This is a genomic window from Microbacterium telephonicum (genome assembly GCF_003651225.1).
Lineage (GTDB): Bacteria > Actinomycetota > Actinomycetes > Actinomycetales > Microbacteriaceae > Microbacterium > Microbacterium telephonicum.
On the sequence record NZ_RCDB01000002.1, the window covers coordinates 786,893 to 799,812 of the forward strand.

Below are 12,920 nucleotides of genomic sequence, written 5' to 3' on the forward strand. Positions count from 1 at the left end.
CCGCACCGACACCTCCGCCGCGACGGGGGTCGTCATACTCGTGTCACACAGGGCCACCGCGCCGCCTGCGGTCGGGGCGTCGGCACTATGCTGGGACCCATACGTGCGTCCGAGCCGACCCCCCTTCTCCACCACCGGACAAGGCTGCGGCACGGCCGGTCGGGCGCTCTTCATGAGAAAGGCTGCCGCGTGGCTGAACTTCGCTGGGATGAGATCGATCGGCGCGCGGTGGACACCGCTCGCGTACTTGCGGCGGATGCCGTGGAGAAGGTGGGCAACGGCCACCCGGGCACGGCGATGAGCCTTGCTCCGGCGGCGTATCTGCTGTACCAGCGGGTGCTGCGTCACGACCCGTCGGATGTCGATTGGCTCGGTCGCGACCGTTTCATCCTGTCGGCGGGTCACTCGTCGCTGACGCAGTACGTGCAGCTGTACCTGGGCGGGTTCGGTCTGGAGCTGGACGATCTGAAGGCGCTGCGCACGTGGGGGTCGTTGACGCCGGGTCACCCGGAGTACGGCCACACGAAGGGTGTGGAGATCACGACGGGTCCGTTGGGTCAGGGTCTGGCGTCCGCGGTCGGGTTCGCGTACGCGGCCCGGTATGAGCGGGGCCTGTTCGACCCGGATGCTGCCGCGGGCACGTCGCCGTTCGACCACTTCGTGTATGTGATCGCCGGTGACGGCGACCTGCAGGAGGGTGTGACGTCGGAGGCGGGGTCGCTGGCCGGCCACCAGGGGCTCGGGAACCTGATCGCGATCTACGACAGCAACCAGATCTCCATCGAGGACGACACGAACGTCGCGTTCACCGAGGACGTCGCGAAGCGGTACGAGGCGTACGGCTGGCACGTGCAGACGGTGGACTGGAAGTCGACGGGCGAGTACGTCGAGGACGTTCCGGCGCTGTTCGCCGCGGTGGAGGCGGCGAAGGGCGAGACCGACAAGCCGTCGCTGATCATCTTGAAGACGATCATCGGGTGGCCCTCGCCCGGGAAGCAGAACACGGGCAAGATCCACGGTTCCGCGCTCGGTGGCGATGAGCTGGCCGCGACGAAGAAGGTGCTCGGTTTCGACCCGGAGGCCTCTTTCGTGGTCGCCGATGACGTGATCGCCCACACCCGTAGCCTCGCCGACCGTGCCGCGGAGGCGAAGGCGGCCTGGCAGGCGGACTTCGACGCGTGGGCGGCGGCGAACCCGGAGCGCAAGGCGCTGCTGGACCGTCTCGAGGCGGGGCAGCTGCCCGAGGACCTCGCGGTTCCGTCGTTCGAGGCGGGCAAGGACGTGTCCACGCGTGCCGCGTCGGGTCAGGTCATCAACGCCCTCGCCGCCCAGCTCCCCGAGCTGTGGGGCGGGTCGGCCGACCTCGCCGAGTCGAACCTGACCACGATCAAGGACGCGAAGTCGTTCATCCCCGTGCAGTGGTCGACACACGAGTGGTCGGGTGACCCGTACGGTCGGGTGCTGCACTTCGGCATCCGCGAGCACGCGATGGGCGCGATCGTCAACGGCATCAAGCTGCACGGTCCGACCCGCCCGTTCGGCGGAACGTTCCTCATCTTCTCCGACTACATGCGTCCCGCGGTGCGTCTGGCCGCGCTGATGGACATTCCGTCGGTGTTCGTGTGGACCCACGACTCCGTCGCGCTCGGTGAGGACGGCCCCACCCACCAGCCCATCGAGCAGCTGTCCACGCTGCGTCTGATCCCGAACTTCACCGTCGTCCGTCCCGCCGACGCGAACGAGACCAGCGCCGCTTGGGCCGAGATCGTCCGCCGCACTTCGGGCGGCCCGGTCGGTATCGCGCTGACCCGTCAGAACATCCCGGTCTTCCCGCGTGGCGAGCAGGGCTTCGCCACGACCGACGGTGTCGCCAAGGGCGCGTACGTGCTCATCGACGCCGAGAACGGCGCCCCGGACGTCATCCTCATCGCTACCGGGTCCGAGGTGCAGCTGGCGGTCGCCGCCCGTGAGACCCTCGCCGCCGACGGTGTGCAGGCGCGCGTCGTCTCCGCCCCGTCGCTGGAGTGGTTCGCCGAGCAGGATGCCGACTACCGCGAGTCCGTGCTCCCCGCATCCGTGACCGCCCGTGTCTCGGTGGAAGCGGGATCGACGCCGCTGTGGCGCACGATCGTCGGCGACCGCGGCCGCACCGTCGGCATCGACCACTTCGGCGCGTCCGCCGACTACAAGACCCTGTTCGAGAAGTTCGGCGTGACCGCCGACCACGTCGTCGAAGCGGCGCGCGAGACCATCAAGGAGAACGCATGACCACCCCCACCGAGGACCTGTCCGCCGCCGGCGTCAGCATCTGGCTCGACGACCTGTCCCGCACCCGCATCGAGACCGGCAACCTGCAGGAACTCATCGACACCCGGGGCGTCGTCGGCGTGACGACGAACCCGTCGATCTTCCAGGCCGCGATCGGCAACAAGGACGACGACTCGTACGACGCCCCACTCGCCGCCCTGGCCACGGCCGGCGCCGACGTCGACACGGCGATCTTCGAGATCACCACGACCGACGTGCGCGACGCGGCCGACATCTTCCGGCCCATCTACGACGCGACCGGCGGCGTCGACGGGCGCGTGTCGATCGAGGTCTCCCCCGACCTCGCCCACGACACCGACGCCACGATCGCCGAAGCGGTCAAGCTGTGGGCCAAGGTCGACCGCCCCAACACGCTCATCAAGATCCCCGCGACCAAGGCGGGCCTGCCCGCGATCACCGCGGTCATCGCGGAGGGCATCAGCGTCAACGTCACGCTGATCTTCTCGCTCGAGCGCTACGGCGAGGTCATCGACGCCTACCTGGCCGGTCTCGCCCAGGCCAAGGGCAACGGGCACGACCTCGCCACGATCCACTCCGTCGCGTCGTTCTTCGTCTCCCGCGTGGACACCGAGGTCGACAAGCGCCTCACCGCCCTCGGCACCCCCGCCGCGACCGGCCTGAAGTCCAAGGCCGGCGTCGCCAACGCCCGCCTCGCCTACGAGCTGTTCGAGCAGCGCTTCGCGTCGCAGACCGCCGTGGAGCTGATCGCCGCCGGCGCGAACGTGCAGCGTCCGCTGTGGGCCTCGACCGGTGTCAAGGACCCGGCCCTGCCCGACACGCTCTACGTCACCGAGCTCGTCGCCGGCGGCACCGTCAACACGATGCCCGAGAAAACCCTCCAGGCCACCTTCGACCACGGCGTCATCACCGGCGACACCATCACCGGGAACTACGCCGACGCGCACCAGGTCTTCGACGACCTCGCCGCCGCAGGCATCGACCTCGCCGACGTCACCCAGCTGCTCGAAGACGAAGGCGTCGAGAAGTTCATCGCCTCCTGGCAGGACCTCAAAGCCACCGTCGACACCGCCCTCGCCGCCGCACCGGAGACCACCCGGTGAGCTTCGAGATCCACGTCTCGGGTCGTGTCGCGGACGTCGTCCGCGACACGCTCCCGGGGCTCGTCGACAGCCTCGTCGCCAGCGGCATCACCGCCGGCGACGCCGACCTGTGGGGGCCGGACGCCGCGGATGAGGCGTCCCGGCGCCTCGGCTGGACGCAGGCCGTCGCCGTCTCGCGGCCGCTCGTCGCCGAGGTCGAGGCGCTGCGCGGCGACTTCGCCGCCCGCGGCGTGACCCGCGTCGTCCTCGCCGGCATGGGCGGCTCGTCGCTCGCGCCGGAGGTCATCGCGCAGACCGCCGGCGTGCCGCTGGTCATCCTCGACTCGACGGCCCCGAGCCAGGTGCTCGCGGCGATCGACGGCGACGAGACCGGCGGCCTCGCCGAGACGGTCCTCGTCGTCGCCTCCAAGTCGGGCTCGACGGTCGAGACGGATGCCGCGCGCCGCGCGTTCGAGGCCGCCTGGACCGACCTGGGCATCGACCCCGCCCAGCACATCGTCGTCGTGACCGACCCCGGGTCGCCGCTGGACGCCGCCGCCCGCGAGGCGGGCTACCGCGTCGTGTCGGCCGACCCGACCGTGGGCGGCCGCTACTCCGCCCTCACCGCGTTCGGACTCGTCCCGGCGGGCCTCGCCGGCGCCGACATCGCCGAGCTGCTCGACGAAGCCGAGGCGACGCTGCTCGAAGTCGCCATCGACGACCCGCGCAACCCGGCCCTCGTGCTGGCCGCCGCGATCGCCGGCGGATCGCCGCGCCGCGACAAGCTCGCGCTCGTCAGCGACGGCACCCACATCGTGGGGCTGCCCGACTGGATCGAGCAGCTCGTCGCCGAATCGACCGGCAAGCTCGGCACCGGCATCCTGCCGGTCGTCGTGCAGCCGCTGTCGGCAGAGCTCGACGCCGACCTGCCCGATGTGCAGGTGCTGCGTCTCGTCGACGACGCCGAGCACTTCCGCCTGCTCGAGCAGAATCCCGGCGAGATCCTCGTGAGCGGCTCGCTCGGCGCCCAGTTCGTCGTCTGGGAGTTCGCCACCGCGATCGCCGGCCGGATGCTCGGCATCAACCCGTTCGACCAGCCCGACGTCGAGGCGGCCAAGGCCGCGGCGCGCGGACTGCTCGACGCGCGCCCCGAACCCTCCCCCGTCGCGTTCACCGAGGACGGCATCGGGGTGCGCTCCACGGACCCCGCCCTCGTCGCCTCCGGCACGCTGTCCGGCGTGTTCGCCGCGATCGAGGCCGCGGTCCCGGCCGACGGGTACCTCGCCATCCAGGCGTACGTCGACCGCACCGTCGTCCCACAGTTGGCGGGTCTGCGCGAGCTCGTCGCCGCCGAGGCCGGCCGCCCGGTCACGTTCGGCTGGGGACCGCGTTTCCTCCACTCGACCGGGCAGTACCACAAGGGAGGCCCCGCCACCGGGGTGTTCCTGCAGCTGGTCGAGGCCACCGAGACGGATCTCGAGATCCCCGGCCTGCCGTTCACGTTCGGCGCGCTGATCGCCGCGCAGGCCAGCGGCGACGCCCAGGTGCTCGCCGCCCACGGTCGCCCCGTGGTGACCTTCGTCCTTCCCGACCCGGCCGCAGACGTCCTCACCGTCTTCGAAGCCGCCCAATAGGAGCACCCGTCTGATGACCGCCGAGATCTCGCGCGCCCGCAACCCGCTGCGCGACCCGGACGACCGCCGCCTCAACCGCATCGCCGGGCCCAGCGCCCTCGTGATCTTCGGTGTGACCGGCGACCTGTCCCGCAAGAAGCTCATGCCCGCGGTGTACGACCTGGCCAACCGCGGCCTCCTGCCACCCGGTTTCGCGCTCGTCGGGTTCGCCCGCCGCGACTGGGAGGACCAGGACTTCGCCCAGGTCGTGCACGACGCGGTCCGCGCGCACGCGCGCACCCCGTTCCGCGAGGAGACCTGGAAGCAGCTGCTGCAGGGCATCCGGTTCGTCTCCGGCGAGTTCGGCGACGCCGACGCGTTCGCGCGCCTGCGCGCGACCGTCGAGGAACTCGACCGCGACCGCGGCACGATGGGCAACCACGCGTTCTACCTGTCGATCCCGCCGAAGGACTTCCCGATCGTCGCGAAGCAGCTGAAGGACTCGGGCCTCGTCGGCGAGAGCGACGACCCGGACTGCTGGCGCCGCGTGGTCATCGAAAAGCCGTTCGGCCACGACCTGCAGTCGGCCCGCGAGCTCAACGCCGCCCTCGAAGTGGCCTTCCCCGCCGACTCGATCTTCCGCATCGACCACTATCTCGGCAAGGAGACGGTGCAGAACATCCTCGCGCTGCGCTTCGCGAACGAGATGTTCGAGCCGATCTGGAACGCGAACTACGTCGACCACGTGCAGATCACGATGGCCGAGGACATCGGCGTCGGCGGTCGTGCGGGCTACTACGACGGCATCGGCGCTGCGCGCGACGTCATCCAGAACCACCTGTTGCAGCTGCTCGCCCTCACCGCCATGGAGGAGCCGATCTCGCTCGACGCGACCCACCTGCGCGCCGAGAAGGAGAAGGTGCTCGCCGCCGTCCGGCTGCCCGAGGACCTCGCCACCGCGCAGGCGCGCGGGCAGTACGCGGGCGGCTGGCAGGGCGGCGAAGAGGTCACCGGCTTCCTCGACGAAGACGGCATGAAGGCCGACTCGACGACCGAGACCTACGCGGCCGTCAAGCTCGACATCGCGACGCGCCGCTGGGCCGGCGTGCCGTTCTACCTGCGCACCGGCAAGCGTCTCGGCCGCCGCGTCACCGAGATCGCCGTCGTCTTCAAGCGCACGCCGCAGCACTTGTTCCTGCGCACGCAGACGCACGAGCTGGGCCAGAACGCGCTCGTGATCCGCATCCAGCCCGATGAGGGCGTCACGATCCGCTTCGGCTCGAAGGTGCCGGGCGCGGCCACCGAGGTGCGCGACGTCACGATGGACTTCGGCTACGGGCACGCCTTCACCGAATCGAGCCCGGAGGCGTACGAACGTCTCATCCTCGACGTGCTGCTGGGCGACCCGCCGCTGTTCCCGCGCCACGAGGAGGTCGAGCTGTCCTGGCGGATCCTCGACCCGATCGAGCAGTACTGGAGCGCCCAGGGCGGACCGCTCGAGCAGTACTCCCCCGGATCGTGGGGTCCCCCGTCCGCCGATGAGCTCCTGGCCCGCGACGGCCGCGTCTGGAGGCGCCCGTGATCGTCGATCTGCCCGACACCACCGTGTCCAAGATCGCCCGCTCCCTCGTGAGCGTGCGCGAGGAGGGCGGCGCGGTCGCCCTCGGACGCGTCCTCACCCTCGTCATCGCGACGACGCACGGGCTCGAGGAGGAGGCCATCGAGGCCGCCAACGACGCGTCGCGCGAGCATCCGATGCGCGTGATCGTGCTGATCGCCAACGGCGAGGGCGACGCCAAGCTCGACGCGCAGATCCGCGTCGGCGGCGACGCCGGCGCGAGCGAGGTCATCGTGCTGCGCGCGAGCGGCGCGGCCGCCGGCAATGCGGAGGGCCTCATCACCGGTCTGCTGCTGCCCGACGCCCCCGTCGTCGCATGGTGGCCCGACTTCCCGCCGGCCGACCCGTCGACCTCGCCCATCGGCGCGATCGCGGCGCGGCGCATCACGGATGCCGCCACGAAGCCGTATCAGAAGGACCGGCTGAGCCTGCTCGGCCAGACCTACGCCCCCGGCGACACCGATCTGGCGTGGACGCGTCTCACGCACTGGCGCGAGCAGCTGGCGGCCGTGCTCGACCAGCCGCCGTACGAGGAGATCACCGCCGTCGAGGTCATCGGCAGCGGCACCTCCCCGTCGACCGCGCTGCTGGCGGCGTGGCTGCGCCTCAAGCTCGAGGTGCCGGTGACCTGGCGCTACGCCGACCCCGCCGATTGGGCGCACGGCATCCAGCTCGTGCGGCTCACGCGCGCCTCGGGGGTCATCGAGCTCGCCCGTCGCGACGACGTCAACGCGACGCTGACGCAGCCCGGGCAGCCGTCGCACGACGTCGTCCTGCCCCGCCGCACGCTGCGGGAGTGCCTTGCGGAGGAGCTGCGCAGGCTTGATCCGGACCTCCTGTATGGTCGAGTCATCACGGAGGGTTGGAAGCTCCTCGGCCCGCACGTGTCCTAGGAGGCGATGGCGCGATGGCCGAGTTCTGGACCGAGAAGCGGGTCGTCGTCAGTCCCGACGCCGACACGCTCACCGCATCCGTCGCCCGACGCTTCCTCGAGCGCGTGACGAGTCGTCTGTCCGAGGGCAAGAAGGCGCACATCGCCCTGACGGGCGGCGTCATCGGCACCGAGGTGCTGCGCGCGATCGGCGCCGACCCGGCACGCGAGGGCGTGGACTGGTCGCGGGTGCACTTCTGGTGGGGCGACGAGAGGTTCGTGCCGCGGGAAAGCGACGAGCGCAACGAGCGCGGCGCACGCGAGGCGCTGCTGTCGCGCATCGCCGTGCCCGAGGCGAACATCCACACGATCGCGTCGTCCGACGACGGCCTCACGATGGAGGAGGCCGCGGAGGCGTATGCCGCCGAGCTCGCACGCTTCGCCAAGGGCGACACCGCCTGGCCGTCGTTCGACGTGTGCTTCCTGGGAGTCGGACCCGACGCCCACATCGCCTCACTGTTCCCCGACCGGCCCGAGATCCAGGTGCGCGACCGCGCCGTCGTGCCGGTGCGCAACTCGCCGAAGCCGCCGTCGGAGCGGATCACACTGACCCGGCCGGTGCTCAACTCGTCGAAGCGGGTGTGGATGGTCGTCTCCGGCGTCGACAAGGCGGGCGCGCTCGGGCTCGCCCTCGCCGGTGCCAGCTACGACAGCGTGCCCGCCGCCGGCGCGAAGGGACGCAAGCGCACGATCCTCTTCGTCGACCAGGATGCCGCGGCGAAGGTTCCGGAAGAGCTCATCGACCAGGAGTACTGACCGCGCCGAAATGCAGAAGAGGGCGCCCCCTCGGGGCGCCCTCTTTCTTGTGTCTGCGATGCGACGGGTCAGGCCTGACCGCGACGTTCGCGCAGCTGCTGCAGCGCGTCGTCGAGGAGCTGCTCGGCCTCGTCGTCGGTGCGGCGCTCCTTCACGTAGGCGAGGTGCGTCTTGTACGGCTCGGTCTTGGCGACGGCCGGCGGGTTGTCCTTGTCGCGGCCGGCGGGCAGGCCGGAGTGCGGGGAGTCGATCGTCTCGGGGATCTCCTCCTCGGCGATGCCGGCGGCGAAGTAGCGCACCGTCTCGTTGCCGAGGGCGTCCCAGTACGAGATCGCGACGCGGTCCGCGTGGTGACCGTGGTCCTGCTCGCCCATCGGGCCGGCACCGACGCGGGTGCCGCGGATCGCGTTTCCTCCGGTGGCCATCAGATCCCCTGGAACTTGGTGATCAGACCGAGCGCGACGATGGCGACGAACCACACCAGCGCGAGCACGATCGTGAAACGGTTGAGGTTGCGCTCGGCCAGGCCCGACGAGCCCATGGCGGAGCTCATGCCGCCGCCGAACATGTCGGACAGGCCACCACCGCGGCCCTTGTGCAGGAGGATCAGGAGGGTCAGCAGGAGGCTGGTGATGCCCAGCAGCACCTGCAGCACGAGCTCGAGGATGTCCACGGTGGATGAAAGCCTTTCGCGGCGCCGACTGCGGCGCACAAGGTTCGAGTATACCGGCCGGCGCGGCGCGGTCCCTCAGGCCCGCGCCGCGCCGACGGCATCACACGTGCGTCAGACGCCGACGTGCTTCTGGTAGCGGATGATCGCCGCGAACTCCTCGGCGACGAGGCTCGCGCCGCCGACGAGTGCACCGTCGACGTCGGGCTCGCGCATGAAGCTCGCGATGTTGCCGGACTTCACCGATCCGCCGTAGAGCACGCGGGTGCGCTCGGCGGCGTCGGCACCGAGCGTGTCGGCGATGACGGCGCGCAGCGCGGCGCAGACCTCCTGCGCCTGCTCGGGCGAAGCGACCTGTCCGGTGCCGATCGCCCAGACCGGCTCGTACGCGACGACGAACTCGGCGTCGGCGGGCACGCCCTCCAGCGCGACGGTGAGCTGCGCGACCGAGACCGCGGTCGGACCGGACTCTTCGCGCTGCTCGAGCGTCTCGCCCACGCAGATGACGGGGACGAGCCCGTGCTTCAGCGCGGCCTGCACCTTGGCGGCGACGATCTCGTCGGTCTCACCGTGGTAGTCGCGACGCTCCGAGTGGCCGATGATGACGTAGCCGCAGTCGAGCTTCTTCAAGAACGCGCCGGAGATCTCCCCCGTGTACGCGCCGGCATCCTTCGTCGACAGGTCCTGCGCGCCCAGGGCGAACGGGATCTTGTCGGCGTCGATGAGAGTCTGCACGGTGCGGATGTCGGTGAACGGCGGGAAGACCGCGACCTCGACGGAGCCGTCCTCGTGACCGGCGTCCTTCAGCGTCCAGTGCAGCTTCTGGACGAACGCGACCGCCTGCAGGTGGTCGAGGTTCATCTTCCAGTTGCCGGCGATGAGCGGTGTGCGCGCCATCAGTTCTCCCATCCCAGGATCTCGAGACCGGGCAGCTTCTTGCCCTCCAGGAACTCCAGGCTCGCGCCACCACCGGTGGAGATGTGCCCGAACCGGTCGTCTGCGAAGCCGAGCTGACGCACGGCCGCAGCGGAGTCGCCGCCGCCGACGACCGACAGACCGTCGACCTCGGTGAGCGCCTGCGCGACGGCCTTCGTACCCGCCGCGAACGCCGGCATCTCGAACACGCCCATGGGGCCGTTCCAGAACACGGTCTTCGAGTCGCGGATCGCGGCGGCGAAGATCTTCGCCGTCTCGGGCCCGATGTCCAGGCCCATGCCGTCGGCGCCGAAGGCGGTGTCCTCCAGCGCGTCGGCGGCTGCGACGACGTGGTCGGCGTCGGCGGCGAACCCGGAGGCCATGACCGCGTCGACGGGGAGCACGAGCTCGACGCCGCGCTCGGCGGCCGTCGCGATGTAGCCCTTGACCGTGTCGATCTGGTCGGCCTCGAGCAGGCTCTTGCCGACCTTGTGGCCCTGTGCGGCGAGGAAGGTGAACAGCATCCCGCCGCCGACGAGGATCTTGTCGGCGCGCGGAAGGAGGTGCTCGATGACGCCCAGCTTGTCGCTGACCTTCGAGCCGCCGAGGACGACGGCGTAGGGCCGCTCCGGGTTCTCGGTGAGGCGGTCGAGGACGTCGACCTCTTTCTCGATGAGGAAGCCGGCGGCGGACGGCAGGATCTCGGCCAGTTCGTACACCGACGCCTGCTTGCGGTGCACGACACCGAACCCGTCGGAGACGAGCGCGTCGCCGAGCGCGGCGAGCTGCTCCGCGAACGCGCGGCGCTCCCCCGCGTCCTTGGCCGTCTCGCCCGCGTTGAAGCGGAGGTTCTCGATGACCGCGACCTCGCCGTCCTCGAGCGCTGCGGCGGCCTCCTGAGCGGAGGTGCCGACGGTGTCGGACGCGAACGCGACCGGCTTGCCGAGCAGCTCGGACAGTCGCTGGGCGACAGGCTCGAGGCTGTACTTCGGGTTCGGCTCGCCGTCGGGGCGGCCGAGGTGGGAGCACGCGATGACGCGGGCGCCCTGGTTGATGAGGTGGTTCAGGGTCGGAAGTGCTGCCCGGACACGACCATCGTCCGTGATGACGCCCTCTTTGAGAGGGACATTGAAGTCAACACGGACGATGACGCGCTTACCGGCCAGCGAACCCAGCGAATCGAGGGTGCGCAAAGCCATGGGTCTACCTCAGAGCTTTTCGGCGACGAGCTCGGTGAGGTCGACGAGACGGTTCGAGTAGCCCCACTCGTTGTCGTACCAGGACGACACCTTGACGAGGTTGCCCGAGACGTTGGTCTGGCCCGCGTCGAAGACCGACGAGTGCGGGTCGAGCTGGATGTCGGTCGAGACGATGGCGTCCTCGTTGTACTTCAGGTAGCCCACGAGCTCACCCTCGGCCGCAGCCTTCTTGTACGCCTCGTTGATGACCTCCTTGGTGAGGCCCTCGGTCGGCGTGATGATCGTGAGGTCCACGATCGAGCCGGTGGGAACCGGGACGCGGTACGACGAGCCCGAGAGCTTGCCGTTGAGCTCGGGCAGCACGAGGCCGATCGCCTTGGCGGCGCCGGTCGAGGCGGGGACGATGTTCAGCGCGGCCGCGCGGGCGCGGTGCAGGTCGCTGTGGGGACCGTCCTGCAGGTTCTGGTCGGCCGTGTAGGCGTGCGCCGTCATCATGAAGCCGCGCTCGATGCCGAAGTTGTCGTTGAAGACCTTGGCGAGGGGCGCGAGGCAGTTCGTCGTGCAGGACGCGTTGGAGATGACGTGCATCGTCTCCGAGTCGTAGTCGCCGTCGTTGACGCCCATGACGAACGTGCCGTCGACGTCGGTGCCGGGCGCGGAGATGATGACCTTCTTGGCGCCGCCGGCGATGTGCTTCTTGGCATCGACCGCCTTGGTGAACCGACCGGTCGACTCGATGACGATGTCGACGCCCAGGTCGCCCCAGGGCAGGTTGGCGGGGTCGCGCTCTTCGAAGACCTTGATGGCCTTGCCGTCGACCGTGATCGAGTCGGCGTCGTACGAGACCTCGGCGTCGAGACGGCCGCCCACGGAGTCGTACTTGAGGAGGTGGGCGAGGGTCTTGTTGTCGGTGAGGTCGTTCACCGCCACGATCTCGAGGTCCGCGCCCTGTTCGAGGGCGGCGCGGAGGAAGTTGCGTCCGATGCGGCCGAAGCCGTTGATTCCGATCTTGACAGCCACGGAAATTCTCCTGAGTGTGTCGTGCGCGAGTGCGCGGTTATTGCGGTTTCAGACTTGGACAACGGCGTCCAGAGTGGCCGCCCGAGACCGGGCGGCCGTCTCGATCATGACAGTACCAGCAGCCCCGAGGTCTTCTCACGAGCCGTTTCAAAGCGCTGAGCGACGTTCTGCCAGTTGGCGATGTTCCAGGCCGCCTTGACGTAGTCCGCCTTCACGTTGAGGTAGTCCAGGTAGAACGCGTGCTCCCACATGTCGAGCTGGAAGATCGGCACCGTGCCCTGAGCCGTGTTGGACTGCTGGTCGAACAGCTGCTGGATGATCAGCTGCGCGCCGATCGGGTCCCAGCTGAGCACTGCCCAGCCCGAGCCCTGGATGCCGGTCGCCGCGGCCGTGAAGTGCGCCTGGAACTTCTCGAACCCGCCGAAGAACTCATCGATCGCCGCGCGGAGCTCGCCCTCGGGCTCACCGCCGCCACCGTTGCCCGCCGGGGCCAGGTTGGTCCAGAAGATGGAGTGGTTGACGTGGCCGCCGAGGTTGAAGGCCAAGTCCTTCTCGAGCTTGTTGACGTTCGCGAGGTTGCCCGACTCGCGCGCCTCGGCGAGCTGCTCGAGCGCGGTGTTCGCACCCGTCACGTACGCCTGGTGGTGCTTCGAGTGGTGCAGCTCCATGATCTTGCCGCTGATCGACGGCTCGAGGGCCGCGTAGTCGTACGGGAGTTCCGGGAGCGTGTACTTCGCCATGTTCTCTTCTTCCTTTCGGCGTCGCGCACGTGCACGACGTTTTCATCCTATTGACGTGCAACGCGCACGCCAGGGGTTGACTTCCCGGAT

The 12,920-nt window shown here is 69.8% G+C and carries 12 protein-coding genes; 6 read left to right on the forward strand and 6 right to left on the reverse strand.

Translation table 11 applies throughout. The annotated features are described in order from the left end of the window. Positions 1–189: 189 nt before the first annotated feature. The 6 genes from tkt to pgl are packed head-to-tail and all read left to right on the forward strand — an operon-like array spanning position 190 to position 8,286. Complete coding sequence (gene tkt / locus C7474_RS08710) at positions 190–2,268, forward strand: transketolase (protein WP_121058964.1); 2,079 nt, start codon at positions 190–192, stop codon at positions 2,266–2,268. Then, the gene (gene tal / locus C7474_RS08715) at positions 2,265–3,389 is read left to right on the forward strand and encodes a transaldolase (RefSeq protein ID WP_121058966.1); all 1,125 of its coding nucleotides are present in this window, start codon (positions 2,265–2,267) and stop codon (positions 3,387–3,389) included. Before tkt ends, tal begins: the two co-directional genes overlap by 4 nt. Further along, on the forward strand, positions 3,386–5,002 hold the full coding sequence (locus tag C7474_RS08720; protein WP_121058968.1) for a glucose-6-phosphate isomerase: 1,617 nt from the start codon (positions 3,386–3,388) through the stop codon (positions 5,000–5,002). The genes tal and C7474_RS08720 overlap by 4 nt, the downstream gene beginning before the upstream one ends. A 13-nt stretch (positions 5,003–5,015) precedes the next feature. Further along, a complete protein-coding gene (gene zwf / locus C7474_RS08725; protein WP_121058970.1) occupies positions 5,016–6,563 on the forward strand; it encodes a glucose-6-phosphate dehydrogenase in 1,548 nt (515 codons plus the stop codon). Further along, the gene (locus tag C7474_RS08730; RefSeq protein ID WP_121058972.1) at positions 6,560–7,492 is read left to right on the forward strand and encodes a glucose-6-phosphate dehydrogenase assembly protein OpcA; all 933 of its coding nucleotides are present in this window, start codon (positions 6,560–6,562) and stop codon (positions 7,490–7,492) included. The genes zwf and C7474_RS08730 overlap by 4 nt, the downstream gene beginning before the upstream one ends. Before the next feature lie 14 nt (positions 7,493–7,506). Beyond that, positions 7,507–8,286, forward strand: a complete 780-nt coding sequence (gene pgl / locus C7474_RS08735; RefSeq protein WP_121058974.1) for a 6-phosphogluconolactonase — start codon at positions 7,507–7,509, stop codon at positions 8,284–8,286. Positions 8,287–8,354: 68 nt separating this feature from the next. Here pgl and C7474_RS08740 read toward each other — a convergent pair whose 3' ends face one another. From C7474_RS08740 to C7474_RS08765, 6 genes are all read right to left on the reverse strand, one after another. Continuing rightward, the gene (locus tag C7474_RS08740; protein ID WP_121058976.1) at positions 8,355–8,711 is read right to left on the reverse strand and encodes an RNA polymerase-binding protein RbpA; all 357 of its coding nucleotides are present in this window, start codon (positions 8,709–8,711) and stop codon (positions 8,355–8,357) included. Further along, positions 8,711–8,959 carry a preprotein translocase subunit SecG gene (gene secG, locus C7474_RS08745; protein ID WP_121058978.1) on the reverse strand — a complete coding sequence of 83 codons (249 nt, stop codon included), beginning with the start codon at positions 8,957–8,959 and terminating at the stop codon, positions 8,711–8,713. The genes C7474_RS08740 and secG overlap by 1 nt, the downstream gene beginning before the upstream one ends. 111 nt (positions 8,960–9,070) lie before the next feature. Next, positions 9,071–9,853: a triose-phosphate isomerase gene (gene tpiA / locus C7474_RS08750; protein WP_199692402.1), complete on the reverse strand. Its 783-nt coding sequence runs from the start codon at positions 9,851–9,853 to the stop codon at positions 9,071–9,073. Then, positions 9,853–11,070, reverse strand: coding sequence for a phosphoglycerate kinase (locus C7474_RS08755; protein WP_121058986.1), 1,218 nt, complete (start codon positions 11,068–11,070; stop codon positions 9,853–9,855). Before C7474_RS08755 ends, tpiA begins: the two co-directional genes overlap by 1 nt. Positions 11,071–11,079: 9 nt before the next feature. Next, positions 11,080–12,090, reverse strand: coding sequence for a type I glyceraldehyde-3-phosphate dehydrogenase (gene gap / locus C7474_RS08760; RefSeq protein ID WP_121058988.1), 1,011 nt, complete (start codon positions 12,088–12,090; stop codon positions 11,080–11,082). A gap of 104 nt (positions 12,091–12,194) precedes the next feature. Beyond that, a complete protein-coding gene (locus C7474_RS08765) occupies positions 12,195–12,830 on the reverse strand; it encodes a superoxide dismutase (RefSeq protein ID WP_121058990.1) in 636 nt (211 codons plus the stop codon). Positions 12,831–12,920: the final 90 nt, after the last annotated feature.

Excerpts from the sequence above, each read along its gene's own strand:
- tal (WP_121058966.1), top strand. The coding sequence starts at position 2,265 with ATGACCACCCCCACCGAGGACCTGTCCGCCGCCGGCGTCAGCATCTGG.
- pgl (WP_121058974.1), top strand. The coding sequence starts at position 7,507 with ATGGCCGAGTTCTGGACCGAGAAGCGGGTCGTCGTCAGTCCCGACGCC.
- C7474_RS08755 (WP_121058986.1), bottom strand. The coding sequence starts at position 11,070 with ATGGCTTTGCGCACCCTCGATTCGCTGGGTTCGCTGGCCGGTAAGCGC.
- C7474_RS08765 (WP_121058990.1), bottom strand. The coding sequence starts at position 12,830 with ATGGCGAAGTACACGCTCCCGGAACTCCCGTACGACTACGCGGCCCTC.
- C7474_RS08740 (WP_121058976.1), bottom strand. The coding sequence starts at position 8,711 with ATGGCCACCGGAGGAAACGCGATCCGCGGCACCCGCGTCGGTGCCGGC.
- zwf (WP_121058970.1), top strand. The coding sequence starts at position 5,016 with ATGACCGCCGAGATCTCGCGCGCCCGCAACCCGCTGCGCGACCCGGAC.
- tpiA (WP_199692402.1), bottom strand. The coding sequence starts at position 9,853 with ATGGCGCGCACACCGCTCATCGCCGGCAACTGGAAGATGAACCTCGAC.